A 24664-nucleotide genomic window follows, 5' to 3' on the forward strand; every position below is an offset into this window, starting at 1 on the left:
GTCGCCGGCCGCGTGATCAGCGGCCCAGTTCCGGCTTGCCGGTGTAGTCCGTGAAGCCGATGACGTTGCCCCAGGGATCGCTGATCTCGAAGGCCCAGCCGGTCGGGAGCTGAAACGGAGGTGCCAATGGCGCCACTCCGTTGGCCGACAACTCCTGTGCTGCTGACCGGGCGTCCGGCACCTCGAACCACACCTTCTGACCGCCGGCGGCCGGCGATTCGGTGAAGCGGACGCCCAGTCCCGGCGTCTCGTCCCCGATGCGGAAGAGGACCATGCCGATCTCGTCGAAGCGCTTGGCCACCGGGAGGCCGACCATGTCCTGGTAGAACGTCACGGCTTGGGCGAGATCGCCCACCGGCAGAAAGACGTTGTCGACGCCGAGCACCTTCATCGCGATCTCCGTTCGTCGGGTGTGGTCTGGCTACCAACCGCGGGCTCGCCACTCGGGGAGGCTGGGGCGTTCGGTGCCGAGGGTGGTGTCGGCGCCGTGGCCGGGGTAGACCCAGGTTTCGTCGGGGAGGCGGTCGAAGAGTTTGGTTTCGACGTCGTGCAGGAGGGACTCGAAGTTCTTCTGGTTGCCGCGGGTGTTGCCGACGCCGCCGGGGAAGAGGGAGTCGCCGGTGAACAGGTGGGGCGGGCCGGTCGGGTCGTCGTACAGGAGGGCGATCGAGCCGGGGGTGTGGCCGACGAGCTGGATCACCTCGAGGCTCAGGCCGCCGAACTCGATCCGGTCGCCGTCGCTCACCAGTTCGTCGGTCGGTACCGGGATGCCCTCGGCGTCGTCGCGGCCGGCGACCGTGATCGCGTTCGTCCGGGCGACCACCTCGGCCAGCGCCTGCCAGTGGTCGCCGTGCTGGTGGGTGGTGATGACGCGGCTGATCCCGCCCTCACCGATCACCCTGAGCAGGGTGTCCGCCTCGTCGGCGGCGTCGATCAGCACCTGCTCGTCGGTGATCCGGCTGCGCAGCAGGTAGGCGTTGTTGTTGCCCGGCCCGACGGCGACCTTGGTGATCATCAGCTTGGCCAGCTCGTGCGTCTGGGCCGGCCCGCCGACGCGGACGTTGCCGTGGTACTCCGTCATGAGCTCTCCCTGTGTCCTGTCATCCGAACGACGGCAGCTCGGGCAGGTCGCTGCCCAGCTCGCGGCCGTCGCTGCGCCCGAGTGCCCAGCTCAGCAGAGCCGCACTGCCGCCAGAGACGATCCTTGCACCGGCTGGCCGCTCAGGCGACGACCAGGTGCTGTCAGAGCTCTCCAGTACTACGGGGAGGTCCGCAGGCCACTTGGCGGCCACATAGGAGAGCAGTACGTCGCGCACCTCGACCGGTACGTCGTCAAACGTGTACCCGAGCCCCAGGTCGACATGGTGCACCTCCAGCTCGTTCAGCCGAGCAGGCACCACCTGGTACGCCGTACCGGGCGTTCCGCTCGCCCAAACCACCGGGGCCGTCCAGGCGGCGGCAGGGAGATCCTCGAAGCGCTCCATCAGCCTTGCCTGGGCTGCGACGATGTCCTCGACCTGCTCCGCGATCGGCCGGGACGCGCCCTCGGCGATGTCGGCCTCGCGGGCTTCCTTGGACACGTACATAGGCTTACGGACACCGGTCAGGGCCCAGTCGCACAAGTTCACCAGCGCATCCGCGTTGCGGGCGACATGGGTCAGCACGTGGCCCACGGTCCAGCCGGGCAGCAGCGACGGGCGCAGTACTACGTCGTCCGATAGCTGGGTAACGGTGTCGAGCAGGCGCCGGCTCGCGGACGGTAACTCCGCGATCAGGCGGCTCGTTGGCTCCGGTGCGTCCATGCGCGGACTCTATCGAATATGCTTTCGAAAGACGTCCTGCAGCGGGCCGGACACCGGCGTGGAAGTTTTTGTCGGTGGGCCTGGTTAGCATGACCGGGCATGTCCCAGGTGTGTCGTCCAGTGCCTCTGGCCGACCCCAGAAACCCTCGAGAACGGCTGAGAGTGAGCTTGTGTCTGACCGTCTGATCGTGCGTGGAGCGCGTGAGCACAACCTGAAGGACGTCTCGCTCGACCTGCCGCGCGACGCCATGATCGTCTTCACCGGACTGTCCGGGTCCGGCAAGTCCAGCCTGGCCTTCGACACCATCTTCGCCGAGGGCCAGCGGCGCTACGTGGAGTCGCTGTCCGCGTATGCCCGGCAGTTCCTCGGCCAGATGGACAAACCCGACGTGGACTTCATCGAGGGCCTGTCACCGGCCGTCTCGATCGACCAGAAGTCGACCTCGAAGAACCCGCGCTCGACCGTCGGCACGATCACCGAGGTCTACGACTACCTGCGGCTGCTGTTCGCCCGGGCCGGGCGGCCGCACTGTCCCGAGTGTGGCGAGCCGATCGCGAAGCAGACCCCGCAGCAGATCGTCGACCGGGTGCTGGAGCTGGACGAGGGCATCCGGTTCCAGGTGCTCGCGCCGGTGATCCGCGGCCGCAAGGGGGAGTACCTCGACCTCTTCCGCCAGCTCACCGGTCAGGGCTTCTCCCGGGCCCGGGTGAACGGCGAGACGATCCAGCTGACCGAGCCGCCGAAGCTCGACAAGCAGAAGAAGCACACCATCGACGTGGTGGTCGACCGGCTCGCGGTGAAGGGCTCGGCCAAGCAGCGGCTGACCGACTCGGTCGAGACCGCGCTCGGGCTGTCCGGTGGCATCGTCACGCTCGACTTCGTCGACCTGCCGGAGGACGACCCGGGCCGCGAGCGCCGGTTCTCCGAGAAGCTCGCCTGCCCGAACGACCATCCCTTGGCGATCGACGAGCTGGAGCCACGTTCGTTCTCGTTCAACTCGCCGTACGGCGCCTGCCCGGTCTGCTCCGGGCTCGGCACCCGGATGGAGGTCGACCCCGAGCTGCTCGTCCCGGACCCGTCGAAGTCACTCGACGAGGGCGCGATCCAGCCATGGGCGGGAGCCAACGTCTCGCAGTACTTCGAGCGGCTGCTCGGCGCGCTGGCCAAGGACCTCGGGATCAAGACCAGTACTCCGTTCGCCGAGCTGCCGGCCAAGGCGAAGAAGTCGCTGCTCACCGGTCACGACCAGCAGGTGCACGTCTCGTACAAGAACCGGTACGGCCGCGAGCGGTCGTACTACACCACCTTCGAAGGCGTCATCCCGTACGTCGAACGCCGGCACGCGGAGGCGTCCAGCGACACCAGCCGGGACCGGTTCGAGGGCTACATGCGTGAGGTGCCCTGCCTGGCCTGCAACGGCGCCCGGCTGAAGCCGATCTCGCTCGCGGTCACCATGGGCGGCAAGAACATCGCCGAGATCAGCGCGATGTCGATCGACGAGGTGCACGAGTTCCTGGCCGGGATGGAGCTGTCGCCGCGGGAGAAGCAGATCGCCGAGCGGGTGGTGAAGGAGATCGGCGAGCGGCTGCGGTTCCTGCTCGACGTCGGCCTGGACTACCTGGCGCTGAACCGGCCGGCCGGTTCGCTGTCCGGTGGCGAGGCGCAGCGGATCCGGCTCGCGACGCAGATCGGCTCGGGCCTGGTCGGCGTGCTGTACGTGCTGGACGAGCCGTCGATCGGTCTGCACCAGCGCGACAACCGGCGGCTGATCGACACCCTGGTCCGGCTCAAGGACCTGGGTAACACGCTGATCGTCGTCGAGCACGACGAGGACACCATCGACCACGCCGACTGGGTGGTCGACATCGGCCCGGGCGCGGGGGAGCACGGTGGCCAGGTGGTGGTGTCCGGCACGGTCGAGGACCTGCGCAACCACCCGGACTCGATCACCGGCGCCTACATCTCGGGCCGCCGGGAGATCCCGATCCCCGCGGTCCGGCGGCCGCTGACCGAGGGCCGCGAGCTGAAGGTGTTCGGGGCGCGCGAGCACAACCTGAAGGACATCGACGTGGCGATCCCGCTCGGGGTCTTCGTCGCGGTCACCGGGGTGTCCGGCTCGGGCAAGTCGACGCTGGTCAACGACATCCTCTACACCTCGCTGGCGCGGCAGATCTACGGCGCCAAGACGATCCCCGGCCGGCACACCAAGATCTCCGGGCTCGAGCTGGTCGACAAGGTGATCCATGTCGACCAGTCGCCGATCGGCCGGACGCCGCGGTCCAACCCGGCGACGTACACGGGAGTGTGGGACCACGTCCGGAAGCTGTTCGCGGAGACGCCGGAGGCGAAGGTCCGCGGGTACCAGCAGGGCCGGTTCTCGTTCAACGTCAAGGGCGGCCGCTGCGAGGCATGCTCGGGTGACGGCACGCTGAAGATCGAGATGAACTTCCTGCCCGACGTGTACGTGCCCTGCGAGGTGTGTCACGGCGCCCGGTACAACCGGGAGACGCTCGAGGTGCACTACAAGGGCAAGACGGTCGCGGACATCCTCGACATGCCGATCGAGGAGGCGGCCGAGTTCTTCGCGGCGATCCCGGCGATCGCCCGGCACCTGACCACGCTGAACGAAGTCGGCCTCGGATATGTCCGGCTCGGTCAGCCGGCACCGACACTGTCGGGTGGTGAGGCGCAGCGGGTGAAGCTGGCCTCCGAGCTGCAGAAGCGTTCCACCGGGCGGACCGTGTACGTGCTGGACGAGCCGACCACGGGTCTGCACTTCGAGGACATCCGGAAACTGCTGGGCGTGCTCGGCAGCCTGGTCGACAAGGGCAACTCGGTGCTGGTGATCGAGCACAACCTCGACGTGATCAAGACGGCCGACTGGATCGTCGACCTCGGTCCGGACGGCGGCCGGCGCGGCGGCACGTTGGTTGCCGAGGGCACCCCCGAGGAGGTCGCGGCGAACCCGGGCTCGTACACCGGGCAGTTCCTGGCCGAGATCCTCAGCGGCCGGGCAGCGAAGCCGAGCGCGAGAAAGGCCGCCGAGAAGACCACTGTGAAGCCGGCAGCTGCGAAGAAGCGAGCTGTGAAGAAGGCCACGGCGAAGAAGGCTGCTGTGAAGAAGACCACCGTGAAGAAGGCAGCGCCGGCCAAGAAGACGGTCGCGCGCAAGCGGGCCGGCTGAGGCCCGTAGTACCGGAGCAGAAAACGCTCAGAACCCCTGTCACACATCGCGTGTGGCAGGGGTTCTTGGCGTGCCGGACGGGGCCCGAAATTTAGGGGCCGTAGGCATTCATCTACGGAGTGTTGCGGCCACCTTTCAGTCCTGATCGAAAGGTCCAGCGGGGACCCTGGCGCGTCCTATCGTTTCGTCTTGCACGAACCGAACCCCGAAGGAGACCCGGATGACCGGACGCTGGAGCATGGAGACGGACGCTCTCAACTCCCTGGCCAAGAAGACCACCTCTGGTACCCAGGACCTCGGTGGTCTGGTCAAGCAGCTGGTGAACGCGGCCCAGCCGCTGGAAGGCAAGATGAGCGGCGCCGGCAAGGCGATGTTCGACAGCTTCAAGCAGCGCGTCGACCAGATCACCATCGACCTGAACGCGGGCATGGGCGCGATCGCCGAGGGCCAGGCCGGGATGGACCAGTCGTTCCGCGCGGGTGACCAGCAGATGGCCGACACCGCCAAGTCCAACCAGAGCGCCGCGAACTTCGACGGCGCCAAATTCCGCAAGGCCTGAGGGGACCGGAACCGATGACGAACCAGAGCACGAACAGTTACGACACCGCGGCCTCCGGCGAGGTCCAGGCAGCCGTCAAGCGGCTGGCCGGCCAGATCGAGTCGATCATCTCGCAGCACTCCGCCAACGTCGACAAGGTGATGAGCGGTGTGACCGCCTCCGGCGTCAAGGAGAACTACCTCGCCGTCGAGGCGAAGTACAAGAAGTCGGCGACCGAGGTGCTGGGCATCATCCAGATGCTGCTGCAGACGATGGGCGACAACGACGCGACCGCGGCCGACACGCTGCGCAAGGCCCAGGCGGCCGTCGACCGCATCGGCGCCTGACGATGGCGGCCGACTGGAACGTCAAGGCGGCCGAGGTCCAGCGGGTGCTGACCCTCACCCAGGAAGCGACCCAGCCGCTGGACGCGATCTCGAAGGACATCTCGGACGGGCTGGGGTGGGCGATGAGGTACTCCCACAGCAACCCGATCCAGACCGTGCTGAGCGAGTTCGCGGACATGATCACCGCGGACATGAAGGCGGTCGGCAACCAGGTGTTCGGCTCGGTCAACGGCGCGGTCGAGGCGACCAAGGCGTATGTCGCGGGGCAGGAAGAGATGGCGGCGAACGCCATGCGCAAGAGCCAGGACGCCTGGCAGGTCGACCCGCCGAAGCCGCCGTCGGAGGAACCCAAGCGGCACGCCCCGGGATCCACCAAGGCGATCTGAGTACCACCATCCACTCACGCGACCGAGGACGACCTAGTAGATGCTGAAGCCCGAGGGAATCCCCGTCTATCCGCACGCGCTGCGCATGGCGGGGATGGTGTTCGACGGCGGCGAGAAGATGAAGAAGGCCGGGGGGTTGCTGTCGGCCGTCGGCAACCACGTGCACCTCACGTTCCAGCAGTTGGAGGGTGTCTACGAGGCACCCGAGGCGGCCCAGCTGCTCGGGTCGACCCAGCTGGTGAGGGACCGGAGCTCGAAGACCGGCGAGCGGTTGATCAAGGTCGGTCAGGCGATGATGGAGTACCACCAGGAGTTCGTCCCGCACATCAAGCGGCTTCAGGAACTGCAGGACGAGGCACGCTGGTTCGTCGCGAACGCCAAGCCGGGCTGGCAGGAGTTCGAGAACTGGGTCGAGCATCACGAGCGGATCCGCAAGGACATCGGCGACACCGTCAAGAAGTGGTACGACGCGCAGATCAACTGCGCCAACAAGATCGCGAGCGCGATCGGCGTTCGCGGGTACGACCACGCCAACGGCGTACGGCAGGGCGACGCGGTTCCCGAGCAGAAGGGCGAACCCCAGGACCCGCCGTGGGGTGGTGCGGAGAAGTGGGACGCGCCCTGGGGTCTGGACGTCGTGCACTTCGTCGGTGACTTCGGCAAGGCGATCCTCTGGGACCTGCCGATGGGCGTCCTGGACGTGACGACGAAACTCGTCGGCATCCAGTGGGCGCTGCACGAGATCCCGGGCGTCAACGACTTTTTCACCGAGGTTCTCCACCACCCCCTGGCGGACATGCACGCCACCGGCGAGGCCTGGGCCACGACCGGCAAGGAACTCGGCAAGCTGGCGGTCCTGGCCGCCGTACCGCCGATCCTGTGGCCGGCCATGACCGGGATCCAGAGCAGCGACCCGGAACTGGCGAAGAAGCTCGGCATCACCTTCGTGACGGACATCGCGAAGGACTTCGGCAAGAGCTTCGTCGCCTGGGACGACTGGAAGGACAGCCCCGGCAAGGCGTTCGGCAACCTGGTGATCAACGTCGCCTCGCTCGCCGCCCCGGGCGTCGGCAGCGCCGCGACCAAGGTGGTCACGACGGTGGCCAGGGCCGGTGTCGTGGGCGCGAGGGTCGCCAAGGGCCTGGAGACCGTGGCGGGTTTGGCGAACAAACTCAGCCCGACCAACCTTGCGCTCGAGCAGCTGGCGAAGCTGCCGAAGGTCGGCGACCTGATGAAGAACGCCGGCCTGGTCGACCTGCCGAAACTCGACGTCCCGAAGATCGACGTACCCAAGGTCGACGTACCGAGAGCGGACGTGGACGTCCCGAAGGTCGAGGTCCCCCACCAGCCGATCGACACCCCGACCAACCACCCGACAACCGTCGACCCCGGCCACCACCCGACCCACGTCGACCCGGTCACAGTCCCGAACCAGCCAATCAACACCCCAACCCACGTCGACCCGGTCACGGTCCCCAACAACCCAGTCACCACCCCGGGCCCAACAACCCCCGGCACCACCCCGATCAACCCACCCAGCACAACAACCCCCGGCACCACCCCGATCAACCCACCCAGCACAACAACCCCCGGCGCCACACACCCGGGCACAACCACACCCGGCACGACGACTCCGGGTACGACGATTCCCGGTACGACGACACCCGGTACGACGACACCCGGTACGACGACACCCGGTACGACGACACCCGGTACGACGACCCCTGGCACGACGATTCCCGGTACCACCCACCCGGGGACGACGACTCCGGGGACGACCACACCCGGTACTACGACGCCCGGTACGACCACGCCCGGTACGACCACGCCCGGTACGACCACGCCCGGTACTACGAACCCGGGGACGACGAACCCAGGGACCACGAACCCGGGGACCACGAACCCGGGGACCACGAACCCAGGGACCACGAACCCAGGGACGACGCAGCCCGGTGGCACCCACCCTGGTTCGACGAACCAGCCTGGAACGACCCACCCAGGCAGCACCAACCAGCCGAGCACCAACCACCCGGGGACGACGAACCAGCCGGGCACGAACCACCCGGGCAACACGAACCAGCCGAGCACGCACGAGAACGGTTCTCCGACGCGCTCGTCCGGCGAGCCGGAGCGGCCGTACAACTACCGCCCCGAGCAGAGCTCGAACCAGCCCACCGGCCGCCACGAGACGCAGCCGACCCGCTCCGGAGAACCCACCCGTACCGGCGAACACACCACCGAGCCCACCCGCACCGGCGAACCGAACCGCACGGGCGAACACACCACCCAGCCGACCCGCTCGGGCGAACCGACCCGCACCGGCGAGCACACCTCCGAGCCCGCCCGCTCAGGTGAACCGAACCGATCGGGCGAGCCGACCCGTGTCGGCGAGCCGACGCGCACAGGCGAGCCCACCCGCACCGCCGAAACCCCACAACCAACCCGCGGCCCCGACCGCACCGCCGAGCAGCCGCCATACGTCCCCGTCCACCAACAAACCCCAAGCCCAACACACTCCACCACCACCCCCCAACACACCCGCCCAGAACCAACCCGCCGGGACGGCACCCGCCCGGATGGGACTCGTCCCGACGGCACCCGCCCAGACGGAACTCGCCCGGATGGCACGCGGCCGGATGGCACCCGTCCCGATGGGACCCGCCCGGACGGCACGCGGCCCGACGGCACCCGTCCCGATGGCACTCGCCCGGATGGCTCTCGCCCAGACGGAACTCGCCCGGACGGCACGCGGCCGGATGGCACGCGGCCCGACGGCACGCGACCCGATGGGACCCGCCCGGACGGCACGCGCCCAGACGGCACCCGTCCCGACGGCACGCGCCCGGACGGCACGCGACCGGATGGCTCTCGCCCCGACGGGTCCCGCCCTGACGGCACGCGACCCGATGGGACCCGCCCTGACGGGACGCGCCCTGACGGCACCCGTCCCGACGGCACCCGTCCCGATGGGACCCGCCCGGACGCGACGCGCTCGGACGGCACCCGGCCCGACGGCAGCCGACCGGATCCGGCGGTGCACAGTGATCGGGCTGCTCAGCGAGCGGCGCAGCAGCCACCTGCTCAGGCCGGGCAGCGGCCGGTCGGTGCGGTCAATCAGCCGCGGAGTGAGGTGGAGCCGCAGCGGTACTCGCGGCAGGATCCCGACGGCACCCACCAGCGGAACTTCGAGTCGCGGGTCGAGCGCGGCCGGGAGATCGAGACCGTTCACGACTGGGTCAAGCACGGCAACCCGCACTACCACACCGGGCGCGACGAGTTCACCAACAACTGCCCCGAGACCTCGCGCAACTTCGCCGACGCCCTCCAGGGCATCCGGACGGAGATCGCCCACGGCGACTTCAAGATCCCGCCGGGCGAGCGGATGGAAATGTACGAATGGGCCGGCACGAGGCAGCGGGTGATCAGCCCGCCGCCGGGCATGTCGCACAAGCGGTTCACCGACAACATGACCGAAGCAGTCCGCAAGGAACTCGAAGGCCGGCCACCGGGCACGGTCGCGATCATCGGCGGCGCGTGGGACACCGGCGGTGGGCACTGGTTCAACGCCTTCACCGACCGCAACGGCAGCGTCAAGCACGCAGACATGCAGAGCGGCGACACCGGCGACTGGGGTCGCAACTACCAGCGGGACTTCAAGACGTACGAGGTAATCGTCCGCGAACCAGGCGGCAAGTGGACCAGCCCCGACATCACCCGCCACCTCCCACACCCCGGCAAACCCGCCACCCCCAACACACCGGGTACGCCAACAACCCCAAACCCACCAGCTCCGCACGCCCCCGTATCAAACACCCCCGCCACGCCAGTCACACCGAACCCGCCACCTCCAAACACCCCCGGTACGCCGATCAACCCGCACGCGCCAGCCGCCCCGAACACACCGAGTACGCCGGTTGGCCCGAACAACCCAGTCGCGAACACCCCCGGTACGCCGGACCGTCCGCGCCCGGCGCAGCCCGACGCGAACCACCCGCACCACGACGGCGCAGTACCAGACCCGGGCGAGGTCAATCGCCGCCTGGACCCCACGGGAGAAACCCGCGCCCGCCAGGAGTCCCAACGCGAAGGCGTAGTGCCGTCATCGGCCGAGTTCGACCGCCGCCTGAACCCAGAGGGCCACCCGGCATCCCCGGAACACCCGTCCCGGATCTCCGAGCGGCTAGACCCAGAAGGCGCCGCCCGCGCACAGCGCGAGACCGCCCGCGAAGCACAACGCGAAGGCGTCGTACCCTCATCGGCCGAGTTCGACCGCCGCATGAACCCAGAGGGCCACCCGGCACCGCCGGAACAGCCATCGCGGATCTCCGAGCGGCTAGACCCAGAAGGCGCCGCCCGTGTGCAGCGCGAGGCCGCCCGCGAAGCACAGCGCGAAGGCGTCGTACCGTCATCGGCTGAGTTCGACCGCCGGATGAACCCGGAGGGTCACCCGGCATCGCCGGAACAGCCGTCGCGGATCTCCGAGCGGCTGGACCCGGAGGGCGCTGGTCGCAGGTCGGAGCAGAACACCTACGGATCGGCCGAGAACGGGTCGGATCTCAGTAGCCGGCTGAACCCCGAAGGTTCGCCGCAGCAGGCACACCGCGAGTCGACACCCGAGACGCGGACGACGCGCGACGACCACGTGAGCGACCGGCTGAACCCTGAAGGCTCGCCGCAGCAGGTGCAGCGTGAGAGTGTGCAGGAGGCTGAGGCGCGGGCTGCTCGAGAGGCTGAGGCGGCTGAGCGGCAGGCGCGGTTGAACCCGGAGGGTTCGCCGCAGCAGGCACAACGCCAGAGTGTGCCCGGGGCTGAGGCGCGGGCTGCACGGGAGGCCGAAGCAGCTGAGCGGCAGCGGCGGCTGGAGCCGGAAGGCTCACAGCAGCAGGCGCAGCGTGAAGGTGTTCCTGAGGCTGAGGCGCGGGCTGCTCGGGAGGCTGAGGCGGCTGAGCTGCAAAGCCGGTTGAACCCGGAAGGGTCGCCGCAGCAGCGGCGGGCTGAGGGGGAGAGGGCTTCTCAGAGTGAGCGGAGTGCTTGGGAGTCGGGTTATGAGCAGCGGATGCATCCTGACGGGCCGGGTGAATCGTTCGGGTCTGACGGTTTGAGTGGGCGGTTGAATCCGCAGGGGTCGCCGCAGCAGCAGCGGGCGCAACATGAGTCGGCGGCAGAGGCTGAGTCGGCTGGATTGGCTGGTCGACTCGATCCCGAGGGTTCGCCGCAGCGTCAGCAGCCGCAGTACGAGCCGGCATCCGAAGCTGAAGCGCGGGCTGCACGCGAGGCGGCTGAGCGACAGGGGCGGTTGGATCCTGAGGGGTCGCCGCAGGAGACGCAGCGTGAAAGTGTGCTGGAGGCTGATGCGCGGGAGTCGGGTGAGCTGAGTGCGCGGTTGAACCCTGAAGGGTCGCCTCAGCAGGCGCACCGTGAAGCTGTACCTGAGGCTGAGGCTCGTGCGGTACGTGAGGCTGAGGCGGCTGAGCGTCAAGCTCGGTTGGATCCTGAGGGTTCGCCGCAGCGGGAGCGGGCGGGGGATTCGGCGGGGCAGGGTGAGCGGGGTCCGTGGGAGTCCGGTTATGAGCAGAGGATGCATCCGGATGTGCCTGGGCAGGCGCCGTTCGGTACGCCGGGCAGGCATTCGGGTGAGGTCGATGGTGGTCATCCGCAGTACGACGGGGTGACGCCGCGGGCTGGGGAGATCGACCAGCGGTTGAACCCAGAGCGGGTGCCGGCGGCGGAGCCTTCGTCGCGGATAGCCGATCGGTTGGATCCGCAGGGGTCGCAGCGGGACGGTGTGATGCCGGATGGGGCTGAGTTTGAGCGGCGGCTGCATCCTGATGCGGGGGAGCAGACCCGGCGGGATGCAGCTGCTGAGGCGAAGGGTGCGGAGATTCGGGATCGGTTGGATGGGTCTCAGAATCATGGGCAGTGGGCGGCACCGGATGCCCGCGCTCGCCGTGACCAGCCCATGCCCGACCAGCACCGCACTGCGCAGCAGCACAGCACTCTGGAACAGCACCACACGCCGGAGCAGCACGGCACTCCGGATCGGCACCAGGCGGCCGAGCAGCACCGCGTGCCGGACAAGCAGCACACGCCGGAGCAGCACCACACGCCCGACCAGCACAGCACTGAGCAGCACGGCACTCCGGATCAGCATCGCGCGGCTGAGCAGCGCCGTACTCCGGATCAGCACAACGGTCCGGAGCAGCAGCACACGTCGGTTCAGCAGCGTGCGTCCGGGCAGCGGCGGGATGTGGTTGTGCGGGAGCGGGCGGGGTGGGATGGGCGGTATGTGCGGGATGGTGAGTGGCGGGGGCGGCATGCTGATGTTCGGCGGGAGGTGGTTCAGGTTCAGTTGGGGGCGGATAGTTCGTATCACTTTGGGCCGCGGGGGTCGGGGCCGCAGCCGCGAAATGACGAGCAGCAGGTGGGTTCGCCGGAGGAGGAGGAGATTGCGCGGCTTCGGACGACGTACCAGCCTCCAGGTTTGCCTGGGCAGCACCGCAGTGAGGTGGAGAGTTATCGGTATCGGACTCTGGATCCGGACGGTCAGACCCTGCGGGAGGTGACCGAGCTTGTCGGGTCCGATCCGCTCGGGACGTTGAACGACTGGGTGCACCTGCTCAACCGGAACTACCACGCCGGTGTGGAGTTTCAGTTCAACTGTTCGGCCGGCGTGCGGGCGTTCGCCGACACCGTTCAGGGGTTGCCGCCGCGGCTGGCCGAGGGGGACTTCAATCGCGGGATGGTCTGGGACCCGAAGCTCCAGACCTGGGTACCGGGCGCGACGCCTGGCGACTACGACCACTCGTTCGAGTGGATGGGCGTCAACGGGCCGTACCGGATGCACACCTGGACGCATCCGCAGCACGACCGGATGGACGAGATCGACCAGAGTCTCGGCCAGTTCACCCGGGACGCGTACGACTCGGTCGCCCAGGACCTGCTCGACCGGCCTCCGGGCACTGTCGCGCTCGTTTGTGTCCGCTGGCGTAGCGGCGCCGGTCACTGGTTCGCGGGGATCGTCGGCAAGGACGGCCGGATCATCCATGTCGACGTGCAGCCGCGACCGCCGATCGTGCACGCGTGGCCGCCGCCGTACCGGACCGAGATCACCCGGCTGGAGCACGTCATCCGCGAGCCGGGTGGCGCTTGGGAGGGCGCACTGCCCTGGGAGCCCAAGTCCGGCTGGGACAGCCACCCGCCGGTCGGACAACAAACGGAGGACGGCCGATGAGCCAGTACGACGAAACGCCGGCCGAACAGCCGGTCAAGCAGGTGCTGGCCCAGTGGCTGACGGCCAACTCCGCCGACCCGTCCGTCCCCTGGCCGGTCGAAGGGCTGGCCGCTTGGCGGTTGCACCCGGTCGAGGAGTGGTTCCTGGCCGAGCCACCGGGCGGCGTCAACCGGCTGTTCCTGGTGTCCGGACAGCTGGTGTACTCATTTGCCCCCAGCAACGAATCGGTCGAGGATGCGTTGCGGGCTGCCCGCGAACTGGTGCCGGACGGTGCCAGGTGAGCGGCCCGGACATCGGTACGACGTACTGCGAGAGAGTGGACCTGTGAACGACACATCGGAGAACCCCGAGATCCCGGCCGGCCAACTGGAAGCGGCCCGGTCGAGCCTGGCCGCGTGGCTGGTGGCGAACTCCGCCGACCCGAACCGCACGATCGATCCGGCGGCGCTGGCGGAGTACGAGTACAAGGCGCTGGAGGAGTGGCTGATGTTCTGGCCGGCGAGTTTCGCCAACCGGGCTTACCTGGTGTCGGGCGGCACGGTGTACTCGTTCGCACCGAGCCGGGAGTCCGACAGCACGGCGCTGGAGAAGGCCCGTGCGCTGGCCGGCGGGCAGAGCTAAGTGTCGAACGAGTACGGTTCGCAGCTGATCGAGTCCGTCGCCGTACGGCGACGGCGGTTGCGGGAGGCCTGGCTGTTCGGAGTACAGCGGACCCGGCAGACGATGGACGAGGGTGTCACCCGGATGTTCGCCGGTGCCGCGATCGGTGCTCTGGTGTGCGCCGGTTGTGTCGGCTGGTCCTTCGTCGACAAGCAGCTGGCCCAGCAGAAGCAGGAAGAGCAGCAGCGCAACACCCCGGCGTCGGTGACCAGCCCGTCGCCCTCGACGGGCCCGACCGGCCCCGCTCTGCCGACCATCCCCGGCCTGACACCCCAGCCGACCCAGCCCACCCGCTGACCCGCACCAACACCGCACTGACCCGTACCAAACACCGCCCCAAGCAAGCCCGACTGCCACCAACCGGCAGCAGACGAAGGAGATCGCCAGCGTGTCGACCCGGCTCGTGCACCGTCCCGCACGGCGCACCAGCAGCCCGCAGCCGCCCCAGCAGCGGGTGATCGAGGCTCCGCCGACCAGTGCCGGCGGCAAGCCGGACAGCGGCATGGCTCAGATGCTGATGCCTGCGGTCGGGGTGCTGAGCTCGGTGGGCATGATGGCGGCCAGCAAGAACAGCATGTTCGTGGTGATCGGCGCTGCCGTGATGCTGCTGACCGTGCTGGGCACGCTGGGCTCCGCACTGTCGTCGCGGGGCCGCGCCGGCCGGCAGCGGCGGGACAACCGCAATCGGTACCTGGACTACCTCGAGGTGATGCGCGAGGACTTCGCCAGCTCCGAGCGGGCCGCCCGCAAGGAGGCTGCCACGCTGAATCCGCCGGTGGACGCGCTGGTCGAGTGTGTGCTCGACCCGTCGCGGTTGTGGGAGCGGCGGCGGACGGACAACGACTTCCTGCTGGTGCGATCCGGTACCGGCCGGGTGCCGGTGGTGCCGGCCACGATCGCCCAGAGCGGTTCGGCGATGAACCCCGCGGACCCGTTCATGATGACCGAGGCGCAGGCGCTGGCGAACCGGTTCGCGCTGATCCCGGACATGCCGTTGACCGTGCCGCTGGACCGGGCCGGGAACGTCAGCATCGTGGGCGATCGGGACGGCGTGGTCCGGGTCGCGAAGGCATTGTTGCTGCAGGCATCGGTTTTCCACGCGCCGGACGATCTCGAGCTGGCCGCCGCCTTTCCGCACCAGGCGCAGCACGACTGGGCCTGGCTGAGCTGGCTGCCGCACGTCCTCGATCCCGAGCGCAGGGAGGGTTCCCGGCCGTTCCGGCGGCTGGCGCCGACGCCCGCGGAGCTCGGCGTACTGCTCTCGGAGGGGATGAACGCCCGCAGCAAGTGGGCCGGTGAGTCCAGGCGGGGTCTGGGCGGCAACGACGACGCGCGCCGGCTGACTCGGCGACTGCTGGTGCTGCACGACAGCTACGGCTCGGTCAGCACCGAAGTACAGGCTTATGAAGGTGGTTCGGCGGCAGATCTCGGTCTGACTGTGCTGCACCTGGTGGCCGACCGTCGGCAGGAGCCGAGCTCGGTGTCCGTGCGGATCTCGGTCCGCGGCGACGAGTTGATGGTGGAGGATCTCCGCGGCGCGTACCCGGTGACGGCGTACGGGCGCGTCGACGAGGTGCCGGCCTCGATCGCGGAAGGCGTGGCCCGGCTGCTCTCTCCGCTGCGGTTGTCGGCCGAGTCGATCGAGGAGGACGCGCACGTACGGGAGATTGACTTCCTGGAGATGCTGCAGGTCCAGGACGCGGGCAAGCTGGACTTCCAGCAGCTGTGGAGGCCGCGGTCCGAGCGGAACTTCCTGCGGGTGCCGATCGGCGTCGACCCCGCCGGGGCACCGGTCGTGCTGGACCTGAAGGAGTCGGCGCAGCTCGGTATGGGACCGCACGGTCTGTGTATCGGTGCGACGGGTTCGGGTAAGTCGGAGCTGTTGCGGACGCTGGTACTGGCCTTGCTGGCAGCTCATTCGCCCGAAGACCTGGCGATGGTCCTGATCGACTACAAGGGTGGCGCGACGTTCGCGCCGTTCGAGGGCGTGCCGCACGTGGCCGGCATCATCACCAACCTGGTCGACGACCCGAGCCTGACCGAGCGTGCCTACGCGAGCCTGGCCGGCGAGGTCCAGCGGCGTCAGCAGATGCTCAAGGACGCCGGCAACATCGCGAACATCACCGACTACCGGCTGCACCGCCGGGAGCGGCGGGACATGCCGCCGATGCCGCACCTGTTCATCATCATCGACGAGTTCGGCGAGCTGCTGACCGCCCGGCCGGACTTCATCGACCTGTTCCTGTCCATCGGCCGCATCGGCCGGTCGATCGGCGTCCACCTGCTGCTGTCGAGCCAGCGGATCGAGGGCGGCAAGCTGCGCGGGCTGGAGACCTACCTGTCGTACCGGCTGGGTCTGCGGACCTTCTCGGAGGAGGAGAGCCGCACTGTCCTCGACACCGAGGACGCCTTCCACCTGCCGCCACTGCCGGGGTACGGGTACCTCAAGGTCGACACGAGCATCTACCAGCGCTTCAAGGCGGCGTACGTGTCCGGTGCCTTCGAGGAGCAGGCAGCGGTTGAGGTGGAGGAGGAAGGGCCGGTCGCCCGGCCCTACCTGCTGACGCCGTACCAGGAGCAGGCAGGTGGCCAGCAGGTACAGCAGCAGGAGCCGGACGACGGCGCCACCGAGCGGACTACCGGTCCGACCCTGCTGAACGTCTTTGTCGACCAGACCAAGCCTGCTGCGAAGGCGGTCGACCAGGTCTGGCTGCCGCCGCTACCTGTCAGCTGTTCTCTCGACGAGGTCGCTGGACCGGTCAGCATCGACCGGCGCGGTCTGCAGTTCCAGCTGCGCCCGCCGGCGCTGGCACCGCCCGTCGGTGTCGTGGACGATCCGCAACGCCAGCGGCAGGAGGTGTTCCGGCTCGACCTGACCAAGGCCGGTGGCCATTGCGCGATCATCGGCGGCCCACAGTCGGGCAAGACGACCCTGCTGCGCACGCTGGTGATGTCCTTCGCGTACTCGCACACCCCGGCCGAGCTGGCGATCTACGCGATCGACCTCGGCGGTGGCGGGTTGCGGCCGCTCGGCGACCTGCCGCACGTCGGCGGGGTGGCGATCCGGACCGACCGGGAGCAGATCCGCCGGACCATCGAAGAGGTCCGCGGCATGATCGACGCCCGCGAGTGGGTCTTCCGCGACCGCGGGATCGACACGATCGAGCAGTTGCGCCAGATGCACGCGGCCGGCAGCGTCCCGGAGCTGGCCGCGGCGGAGGTGGCCGTGGTGATCGACAACTTCGGCGCGATCCGGACCAGCTTCGACGATCTGGAGGACCCGCTCCTCGACCTGATCCAGCGCGGCAGCAGCTACGGCATCCACGTGGTCGCCACGATGCTGCGCTGGAACGACGTCCGGATGGCCTCCCAGTCGCTGTTCGGCACGGTGCTCGAGCTGCGGCTCAACGACCCGAGTGACTCCGCGATCGACCGCCGGCTGCAGGAGACGCTGCGCAACGCGCCGCCGGGCCGGTTGCTGATCCAGCGGAGCCGGCTGTTCGCGCAGATCGCGCTGCCGCGGATCGACGGTTCGCACAGCACGATGGACCTCACGGACATGATGGCCAGTCAGGCGATGGCGTCGAGATCGGCCTGGCCCGGCCCCGTCGCCCCGCAGATCCGGGTGCTGCCGGACCGGTTGTCCAAGTCGAGCCTGCCGAAGACAGCCGACGAGCCGGTCAAGGTGCCGATCGGCCTGGCGGAGCAGGACATGGAGCCGGTCCTGATCGACCTGCTCGACCGCGACGGCAGTGTGGTCGTGTTCGGCGACAGCCAGTGCGGCAAGACGAACCTGCTCCGGCTGATGGCCGAGCAGCTGATGGAGCGCTACACCTCCGACCAGCTCGTCTTCGCCGTGGTGGACCCGCGTCGCGGCCTGCGCGACGTGCTGCCGGAGGCGTATGTCGGCGGCTACGCCACCAGTAGCCGGATGGCCGCCGGGCTGGCCGCGTCGGTCTCCGGCGAGCTGGCCAGCCGGATCCCCGAGGACACCAGTGCCGTGCCCGACCCGTCAGCCTGGCCACGGGTCGTCGTACTGGTCGATGACTACGACCTCGTCACGACCGGTGGGCAGGTGCCGTTCGAGCCGTTCGTCCCGTACGTCGCGTCCGCGCGCGACATCGCGGTGCACTTCATCGTGGCCCGCCGGGCCGCCGGCGCCAGCCGATCGCTGTACGAGCCGTTCATGCAGTCGATCGTGGAGTCGGGTGCGACCGGTGTGGTGATGTCGGGCGACCCGGCCGAGGGGCAGCTCTTCACCGGCGTCCAGCAGCGCGCGATGATCGCAGGCCGCGCGCTGCTCGCCCGCCGCGGCCAGCGCCCCCAGTTGATCCAGACCGCCCTCGCCGAGGGAACCGACGGAGGAACCGCATGACGTACGACGTTGTCGCCCTGGTCAAAGCCACGCCGTCCACCGAGGACTTCGTGGCCGGTCTCGGCGCGGCCGGGACCGAGCTGCGGGTCAGGACGGTGGGCGACGGAGCTGTCACCCAGTTGTTCGACGAGCAGGGCGCCCTGCTGGTGAACCTCGAGTCGCCGCTCTACGTCCAGGTGCCGGGCGAGGTGGAACGCCAGCTCGGACTACCGCCGGGCCAGGTGGAGACACCGGTCTGGTGGTTCGAGGCCAGAGCCACCACCAACGAGGGCGGGGCCGAGGCGGCTCGCGCGTACGCCGGTGAGCTGGTTCGCCGGCTCGGTGGACGGGTCTGGCTCGCAGCGGGGGAGGAGAGCGATGTCTGAGGCTCAGGTGGAACTGCCACTGAACCTGTACCCCGGTGTCGACCAGGTGTCCGACGAGGTCGTGCTGGTGATGCAGGACCGGCCCGTGGTCGGCCTGTCGAGCTGGCTGCAGAACGTCACCACCCAGGCGACCCGCAACGTGATGCCGCTGCAGCTGGTGACGCCGAAGTCGACCCGGCTGACCTTCGCCGCCCGGATGCGGCTGTTCAACGTCGTCGGCTCCCGCTGGGTGGTCGTCGACGGTGAGGAGACCTATGACGGTCTGAACGGGTCGCGGCTCAAGTGGGACGGGCAGAAGTTCGCACCGCGGGCCGAGCCGGTGGCCAGTGCCGAGCCCAGCGAGCAGGTGGACTGGAGCCCGGCGTACGTCGACACGACGATCGACCTGCGCGCCCAGTTGCTGATCACCGCGCGGTTCCAGCACGAGCCGCTGGAGATGACCGTGGTCGGGGGCGCGACCGGCCGGCTCGTGGAGGCCCTGACGGGCGAGCCGCCGGCCGGCTGGGGAACCGCCGAACCGGCCACCCAGCCGTGGCGGCTGGAGCAGCTGAGCGACTTCTGCCGTGGCCGGATGCCGACCCCGAGCTGGCTTTCCGTCGCCGGTGGAGTGGCGAGTGGCACCAAGCACCTGGGTGCTCATCTCGAGATCAACCACCGCCCGGCCGGGCTGGAGGAGACGATCACTGTCTGCGTCGCGCAACCGGGCCGCGTGATCGACAACGTCAACGCTCTCGGGGACGTGGTGGACAGGCTGGCCGACGAGTTCGAGCTGGTGACCTTCTTCGCGCAGCTGACGATGGGAACGCCGGAAGGCTTCACGCCACCGCACTTCACCGGCTTCCCGGCACCGATCGGGCTCGCGCTCGGTAACGACGGTCTCCAGGCGCTCGGGGTCGACCGCGCCCTCGACATGTCCCAGGTCGGCGCGATCGAGCCGGTACTGGTCGGGCCGCAGGCCGCGCCCTCGGCGTGGTACCCGCTGGGCGACGGGCTGACCCAGAGCGACTGGCGCAAGTACTCGGCGCTGGTCGACTACCTGAACCCGTCGGCGTAGCCGCCGCGGATCTTCTGACTTTTCGAGCTGTTCCAACTGTGATTGAGGTGGACGAATGCCCGCGGTGTACAGCCGGGTGACGGTGATCGGGCGGTACCGGCAGGTGGACGCCGTACTGCCCGCGGACGAGCCGTTCGGGCGGCTGCTGCCCGACCTGCTGCAGATGCTGGGTGAGCCGCTGGAGCCGACGCCACGGCGCCGTTACCTGACCACGGCGACCGGTGCGATGGTCTCGCCCGAGCTCAGCCTGGCCGGCGCTTCCATCGTGGACGGCGCCGTACTGCGGCTGGCGGCCGAAGGTGAGCTGCCACCGCCGCCGACCGTCTACGACATCACCGAAGAGGCGGTCGAGGACCTCGAACGCCGTACGTCGGTGTTCGGTCGCCGCGAGCGGATCGCGTTGTCGGGCGCCGGCCTGGTCTTCGCGATCCTGGCCGGTGCAGTCGCGCTGGCCCTCTCGGCACCCACTGCAGTGGCGTCGTTCATCCTCCTGCTGGTCGGAGTAGTCACGGTGGCCGCCGGGATCGGTGTCGGGATCGGCGGCAAGAAGCCGCTGGCCGTGGCGATGCTGACCACCGGGCTGTCCATGTTCGTCGTTCTGGCGCTCACCTTCGGGATCGGCGAGGACATGTCGGGGCCGATGGTCGCCGGACTCGTCGCGGTCGCACTGGCTCTCGGTCCGATGATGTTCGCGGCCGCGAAACTGGCCGGTGGCGGACTGGTGGGCACCGGTACCGGACTGTTCTTCGCCGTGCTGTGGATCATCGGGATCCAGCTGGGCGGTGCCACCGAGCGGATCGGCGCCGTGGTTGCGGTTGTCGTCGTGTTGCTGCTCGGCTTGCTGCCGCGGCTGGCCTTGTCGATGTCGGGGCTGACGTCGCTGGACGATCGGCGGGCGCAGGGGCAGGAAATTCAGCGGATCAGTGTGGCGGCCGCTCTGAATGCCGCGCATGTCGGGCTGGCGCTGTCGGTGGCGTGGATCGCGGCGTCCGCGGCGGCGGCCGGGTTGCTGCTGGCGACCCACCGGTCGGGGTGGACGATCGCGATCGCGATCCTGCTTGCGTTCCTGTTGTGCTCGCGGTCGCGCCTGTACCCGCTGACGGTTGAGGTGGCGCTGCTGTGGACCGCGGCGGCCGTGGTGATCGGTGGAGTGACGTACGAGTTGGCAGTGACTGCGACTGGCGGATCGCTGATTGCCGTGGGACTGCTGGTGGTGGTCGGTATGGTGTCGCTGATGGGGCTGGTGTTCACCCCACAGGACCACGTGCAGGCCCGCCTGACCCAGGCGCTCGATGTTGTCCAGGTAGCCGCGGTAGTGGCATTGATACCGCTGGCCCTGGGAGCATTCGGGGTCTACGGCGACCTGCTCAACGCACTCTGATCGGATGGTATGACCGAACCGACCTGGCAGCGAGACCTGCTGCGCAGGGTTACTGCCGCTCCAGAACCGGGTCCCGAGCCGGCCGAGGCTGCGGCCGCACCGGCACCTGAGCCGCCTCAGCCGCCGCCGCCTGCTCCCGCGCCGGTCCAGGCACCGCCGGTGCAGCAGCCGCAGCAGGCACCGACGTATCAGGCGCAGGGGAACTGGCCGGCGCAGAGCCAACCTGCTCCGCAGTACCAGCCGGCGCCCCAGTACCAGGAGCCGTATCCGCCGCCGATGCCGCAGCAACCGCAGTATCAACAGCAGTACTACGCGCAGCCGCAGTATCCGGCGCAATACGGGCCGCCGCCGTACGTGCCACCGCCGCCATACCAGCAACCGGCGCCGTACCAGCCACCTCCGCAGTACCAGCAACCGCAGTACGAGCAGTACCAACCACCAGTGCAGTACCAGCCGCCGCCTGTTCAGTACCAGCAGCCTGTGCAGTATCAGCAGCCCCCGGAGGCTGGCGGCGGTGGTGTACTGCGGCGTCTCGGGCAGCTGGTGTCGGAGGCCGGGTTCATCGCCGGTGCCTCCAGCAGGTTGCAGCGGGACGTCGAGAACATCGAGATGATCCGCAAGCCCATCGCGATCACTCGCACGGTCGCAGTACTGAGCCCCACGCGGCAGGCCGGCACCTCCGTGGTGACGATGCTGCTGGCCGACGTACTGGCCGCCCAGCGCCCGGACAACGTCCTTGCCGTCGACACCGATCCCCAGCAGAACGAGCTGTCACACCACCTGGAGCCCACTCTCGGCAGTGCCGCCGGTTCGTCGCTCAAGCTGGTCCGCTGTGACGCGACAGCCGAGGCGTTGCGGGAGACCCTTGGCAGCAATGCAGGCGGGGCCACGCGAACAGGTGTCGCGCTGGTGGACTGTGCGGGCGACCTGACCTCAGAGGTCAGCACACACCTCGCCCTGACGGCACACGCGCTGGTGATGGTGATCCCGTCGCCCCAGCAACAGGCCGCCTATTGCCTTGACCAGTTGAGCAATCTGGGCGCCGATGCCCAGGCGCTGCTGGTCGAGCGCTGCGTGATGGTGGTCAACGTGATCGACGCCAGCCAGCCCGACTGGATCGTCGACTGGCTTCGGGAACGCGGCCTGCTGACCGTAGTACTGGGTTACGACGGGCATCTGGGGAACGCCTGGCCCTTCCGTCCCGACGCGCTGCAGGCGGCCAGCCGGCGGACCGCGCTCGAGCTCGGCGCGCGGGTCGTGGAGCGCGCGACGCGGTGAGCCTCGTCCGGAACCCGGGCTGAACCGATCGTCCGATCTGGACGTATGTGCGGAAGTGACCCTGTCTGTCGGCCGAGTCTTTCGGCCGATTTTTGACCGGGTGGGGTAGAAAACTAAATGCCAAGCGTTCAACTACTTGCCAGCAGGCTCCTGGAGGTCCAGATTCATGAGCGACAACACGGCAGAACCCGGCCGGGCGATCGATACCGTGCGTGACCGGCGGGCGGTGCTGCGCGGTGCCGCAGTGGTCGGCCTGGCGGGCGTCAGCGTTCCGCTGCTCGCCGCGTGCGGTGACGACGGCGCCGCCGGCAGTACGGCGACCAGCGGCGGCACCAGTTCCGCACCGAGCTCGGCACCAGCCTCGACTCCCACCTCCTCCGGTACGCCGTCCAGCGGTGGCGGGGGAGCCGTCCTCGGTCCCGTCAGCGACGTCCCGGTGGGCGGCGGCAAGGTGTTCGCCGACAAGATCGTGGTGACCCAGCCGAAAGCCGGTGAGTACAAGGGCTTCTCGGCGATCTGCACGCACAAGGGCTGCCCGGTCAAGACGGTGGAGAACAACACCATCAACTGCCCGTGCCACGGCAGCAAGTTCAGCGTCGAGGACGGCAGCGTGAAGGCCGGCCCCGCGACCTCGCCGCTGGCGCCGATCCAGGTGACGGTCCAGGGCGGCAACATCCTCGGCCCCGCCTGACCCAGCACAGCAGGCAGCACAGCAGACAGGCCCGGCCGGAAACGGCCGGGCCTGCCTGTTCAGCTCCGCAGACTCAGTGCTGCCCGACCGCCGGGTCGACCTTGCCGGCGAACAGCAGCTTGTTCGGCGAGCCCGTGCCCGGTTCGCCGACCTTGTCCGGGGTCGACGCGCCGAGCAGCGCGGTGGCCACGTCGGCCGGCTTCGCCTCCGGGTTGGCGCTCAGGTACAAGGCGATGGCGCCGGCCACGTGCGGGGTCGCCATCGACGTACCGCTCATTTTGGCGGTCGAGTCCGGTGAGGTGATGCCGGCCGACTCGACGTCCACGCCGGGCGCGAACAGGTCGACGCACTTGCCCCAGTTGGAGAAGCTCGCCTTGGCGTCCTTGTCGTCGGTCGCGCCGACCGTGATCGCCGACGGCTCCTTGGCCGGCGAACCGTTGCAGGCGTCCGAGGAGTCGTTGCCTGCCGCAACGGCATAGGTGATGCCGGCGTCGACCGACTTCTTCACCGCCGCGTCCAGCGCCGCGTCGGCGCCGCCGCCGAGGCTCATGTTCGCGACGGCGGGCTTCTTCGCGTTCGCGGTCACCCATTCGATTCCCGCTACGACGCTCTCGGTCGAGCCCGAACCGTTGCAGTCGAGCACCCGGACGCCGAAGATCTTCGCGCCCTTGGCCAGCCCGAAGGTCGTCCCGGCGATGGTGCCGGCCACGTGGCTGCCGTGGCCCATGCAGTCGACGCCGTTCTGGCCGTCGCCGATGGTGTCCGTGCCGACCGCCGCGCGGTCGCCGAAGTCCTTGTGTGCGGCGTAGATCCCGGTGTCGATCACGTACACGTTGACGTTGTCGGCGGGCGCCGTCGGCTCGAACTTCTTGTCCAGCGGCAGATCCCGCTGGTCGGACCGGTCCAGGCCCCACGGCGGATTGTCCTGGTTGGCGGTGAACTTCTGGTTCTGCTGGACGAACGCGACCCGCGGGTCACCGGCCATCTTCTGGGCCTGCTCGGGCGACATGCTCGCCGAGAAACCCTTGATGGACGCACTGAACTGCTTGCGCACCTTCGCGTCGTACGACGCCGACAGGCTCTGCGTTGTCGCCCGCGTCTCGGCGGCCGATCGCGCGCCGGACAGTACGACGACGTAGGTGCCGGGGATGGCAGCCGGGCTGTCTGCCCCGCGGACGGAGGCGGCGGACGTCTCCGGCGCGGTGGAACTGGCGTTGCTGCCGGTGGCGGTGGTGACCAGGCCGGCTACCGCGATCGCGGCTGCGGCCGTGGCGCCGATGGCGGTCCTCAACCGACGGGGTGGTGTCACTGGGGACATGGGCGGAGCTCCCTCGAGTCAGCGCGGGCCCGGTTGCCTCACGCTCGGATCCT

18 protein-coding genes are annotated in these 24664 nt (G+C 69.1%); 14 read left to right on the plus strand and 4 right to left on the minus strand.

Annotation, left to right across the window (positions count from 1 at the left end; translation table 11 throughout):
• Positions 1-16 precede the first annotated feature (16 nt).
• The 3 genes from AB0F51_RS03400 to AB0F51_RS03410 are packed head-to-tail and all read right to left on the minus strand — an operon-like array spanning position 17 to position 1802.
• Positions 17-391, minus strand: coding sequence for a VOC family protein (locus AB0F51_RS03400; protein ID WP_360273342.1), 375 nt, complete (start codon positions 389-391; stop codon positions 17-19).
• Positions 392-421: 30 nt separating this feature from the next.
• The gene (locus AB0F51_RS03405) at positions 422-1081 is read right to left on the minus strand and encodes an MBL fold metallo-hydrolase (protein ID WP_360273345.1); all 660 of its coding nucleotides are present in this window, start codon (positions 1079-1081) and stop codon (positions 422-424) included.
• Positions 1082-1100: 19 nt separating this feature from the next.
• Positions 1101-1802, minus strand: coding sequence for a maleylpyruvate isomerase family mycothiol-dependent enzyme (locus AB0F51_RS03410; protein ID WP_360273347.1), 702 nt, complete (start codon positions 1800-1802; stop codon positions 1101-1103).
• A gap of 170 nt (positions 1803-1972) precedes the next feature.
• Here AB0F51_RS03410 and uvrA point away from each other — a divergent pair, with 170 nt between their 5' ends.
• The 14 genes from uvrA to AB0F51_RS03480 all read left to right on the plus strand — a co-directional run bounded on the left by uvrA (position 1973) and on the right by AB0F51_RS03480 (position 23293).
• Positions 1973-4987, plus strand: a complete 3015-nt coding sequence (gene uvrA / locus AB0F51_RS03415; RefSeq protein WP_360273350.1) for an excinuclease ABC subunit UvrA — start codon at positions 1973-1975, stop codon at positions 4985-4987.
• 220 nt (positions 4988-5207) lie between these two features.
• Positions 5208-5546, plus strand: a complete 339-nt coding sequence (locus tag AB0F51_RS03420; protein ID WP_360273352.1) for a hypothetical protein — start codon at positions 5208-5210, stop codon at positions 5544-5546.
• A 14-nt stretch (positions 5547-5560) separates the two neighbouring features.
• Positions 5561-5872 carry a hypothetical protein gene (locus AB0F51_RS03425; protein WP_360273355.1) on the plus strand — a complete coding sequence of 104 codons (312 nt, stop codon included), beginning with the start codon at positions 5561-5563 and terminating at the stop codon, positions 5870-5872.
• Between the two features lie 2 nt (positions 5873-5874).
• Positions 5875-6258 carry a DUF6507 family protein gene (locus tag AB0F51_RS03430; protein ID WP_360273358.1) on the plus strand — a complete coding sequence of 128 codons (384 nt, stop codon included), beginning with the start codon at positions 5875-5877 and terminating at the stop codon, positions 6256-6258.
• Between the two features lie 40 nt (positions 6259-6298).
• Entirely contained in the window at positions 6299-13489 is a 7191-nt protein-coding gene (locus AB0F51_RS03435; protein ID WP_360273361.1) for a toxin glutamine deamidase domain-containing protein, read from the plus strand.
• Positions 13486-13770 (plus strand): hypothetical protein, encoded by a 285-nt coding sequence (locus AB0F51_RS03440; RefSeq protein WP_360273363.1) that lies wholly within the window; start codon positions 13486-13488, stop codon positions 13768-13770. The genes AB0F51_RS03435 and AB0F51_RS03440 overlap by 4 nt, the downstream gene beginning before the upstream one ends.
• Positions 13771-13813: 43 nt before the next feature.
• Positions 13814-14110 (plus strand): hypothetical protein, encoded by a 297-nt coding sequence (locus AB0F51_RS03445; RefSeq protein WP_360273366.1) that lies wholly within the window; start codon positions 13814-13816, stop codon positions 14108-14110.
• A complete protein-coding gene (locus AB0F51_RS03450; RefSeq protein ID WP_360273368.1) occupies positions 14111-14446 on the plus strand; it encodes a hypothetical protein in 336 nt (111 codons plus the stop codon).
• Between the two features lie 91 nt (positions 14447-14537).
• The gene (eccCa, locus tag AB0F51_RS03455) at positions 14538-18524 is read left to right on the plus strand and encodes a type VII secretion protein EccCa (RefSeq protein WP_360273370.1); all 3987 of its coding nucleotides are present in this window, start codon (positions 14538-14540) and stop codon (positions 18522-18524) included.
• On the plus strand, positions 18521-18889 hold the full coding sequence (locus AB0F51_RS03460; RefSeq protein ID WP_360273372.1) for a hypothetical protein: 369 nt from the start codon (positions 18521-18523) through the stop codon (positions 18887-18889). The genes eccCa and AB0F51_RS03460 overlap by 4 nt, the downstream gene beginning before the upstream one ends.
• Entirely contained in the window at positions 18882-19943 is a 1062-nt protein-coding gene (locus AB0F51_RS03465; protein WP_360273374.1) for a DUF6177 family protein, read from the plus strand. The genes AB0F51_RS03460 and AB0F51_RS03465 overlap by 8 nt, the downstream gene beginning before the upstream one ends.
• Positions 19944-19998: 55 nt before the next feature.
• Positions 19999-21324 (plus strand): type VII secretion integral membrane protein EccD, encoded by a 1326-nt coding sequence (gene eccD, locus AB0F51_RS03470; RefSeq protein WP_360273377.1) that lies wholly within the window; start codon positions 19999-20001, stop codon positions 21322-21324.
• Positions 21325-21333: 9 nt separating this feature from the next.
• Positions 21334-22602 (plus strand): hypothetical protein, encoded by a 1269-nt coding sequence (locus tag AB0F51_RS03475; RefSeq protein ID WP_360273380.1) that lies wholly within the window; start codon positions 21334-21336, stop codon positions 22600-22602.
• A gap of 166 nt (positions 22603-22768) precedes the next feature.
• Positions 22769-23293 (plus strand): Rieske (2Fe-2S) protein, encoded by a 525-nt coding sequence (locus AB0F51_RS03480; protein ID WP_360273383.1) that lies wholly within the window; start codon positions 22769-22771, stop codon positions 23291-23293.
• 73 nt (positions 23294-23366) lie between these two features.
• Here the strand turns inward: AB0F51_RS03480 and AB0F51_RS03485 are convergent, their stop codons facing one another.
• Positions 23367-24611: a S8 family peptidase gene (locus AB0F51_RS03485; RefSeq protein ID WP_360273385.1), complete on the minus strand. Its 1245-nt coding sequence runs from the start codon at positions 24609-24611 to the stop codon at positions 23367-23369.
• Positions 24612-24664: the final 53 nt, after the last annotated feature.

Source organism: Kribbella sp. NPDC023855 (assembly GCF_040639475.1).
In the GTDB taxonomy this organism is placed as follows: domain Bacteria; phylum Actinomycetota; class Actinomycetes; order Propionibacteriales; family Kribbellaceae; genus Kribbella.

Excerpts from the sequence above, each read along its gene's own strand:
- eccD (WP_360273377.1), top strand. The coding sequence starts at position 19,999 with ATGCCCGCGGTGTACAGCCGGGTGACGGTGATCGGGCGGTACCGGCAG.
- AB0F51_RS03440 (WP_360273363.1), top strand. The coding sequence starts at position 13,486 with ATGAGCCAGTACGACGAAACGCCGGCCGAACAGCCGGTCAAGCAGGTG.
- AB0F51_RS03480 (WP_360273383.1), top strand. The coding sequence starts at position 22,769 with ATGAGCGACAACACGGCAGAACCCGGCCGGGCGATCGATACCGTGCGT.
- AB0F51_RS03410 (WP_360273347.1), bottom strand. The coding sequence starts at position 1,802 with ATGGACGCACCGGAGCCAACGAGCCGCCTGATCGCGGAGTTACCGTCC.
- AB0F51_RS03435 (WP_360273361.1), top strand. The coding sequence starts at position 6,299 with ATGCTGAAGCCCGAGGGAATCCCCGTCTATCCGCACGCGCTGCGCATG.
- AB0F51_RS03430 (WP_360273358.1), top strand. The coding sequence starts at position 5,875 with ATGGCGGCCGACTGGAACGTCAAGGCGGCCGAGGTCCAGCGGGTGCTG.
- AB0F51_RS03425 (WP_360273355.1), top strand. The coding sequence starts at position 5,561 with ATGACGAACCAGAGCACGAACAGTTACGACACCGCGGCCTCCGGCGAG.
- AB0F51_RS03400 (WP_360273342.1), bottom strand. The coding sequence starts at position 391 with ATGAAGGTGCTCGGCGTCGACAACGTCTTTCTGCCGGTGGGCGATCTC.
- AB0F51_RS03405 (WP_360273345.1), bottom strand. The coding sequence starts at position 1,081 with ATGACGGAGTACCACGGCAACGTCCGCGTCGGCGGGCCGGCCCAGACG.
- AB0F51_RS03465 (WP_360273374.1), top strand. The coding sequence starts at position 18,882 with ATGTCTGAGGCTCAGGTGGAACTGCCACTGAACCTGTACCCCGGTGTC.
- AB0F51_RS03475 (WP_360273380.1), top strand. The coding sequence starts at position 21,334 with ATGACCGAACCGACCTGGCAGCGAGACCTGCTGCGCAGGGTTACTGCC.
- AB0F51_RS03485 (WP_360273385.1), bottom strand. The coding sequence starts at position 24,611 with ATGTCCCCAGTGACACCACCCCGTCGGTTGAGGACCGCCATCGGCGCC.
- AB0F51_RS03420 (WP_360273352.1), top strand. The coding sequence starts at position 5,208 with ATGACCGGACGCTGGAGCATGGAGACGGACGCTCTCAACTCCCTGGCC.
- AB0F51_RS03460 (WP_360273372.1), top strand. The coding sequence starts at position 18,521 with ATGACGTACGACGTTGTCGCCCTGGTCAAAGCCACGCCGTCCACCGAG.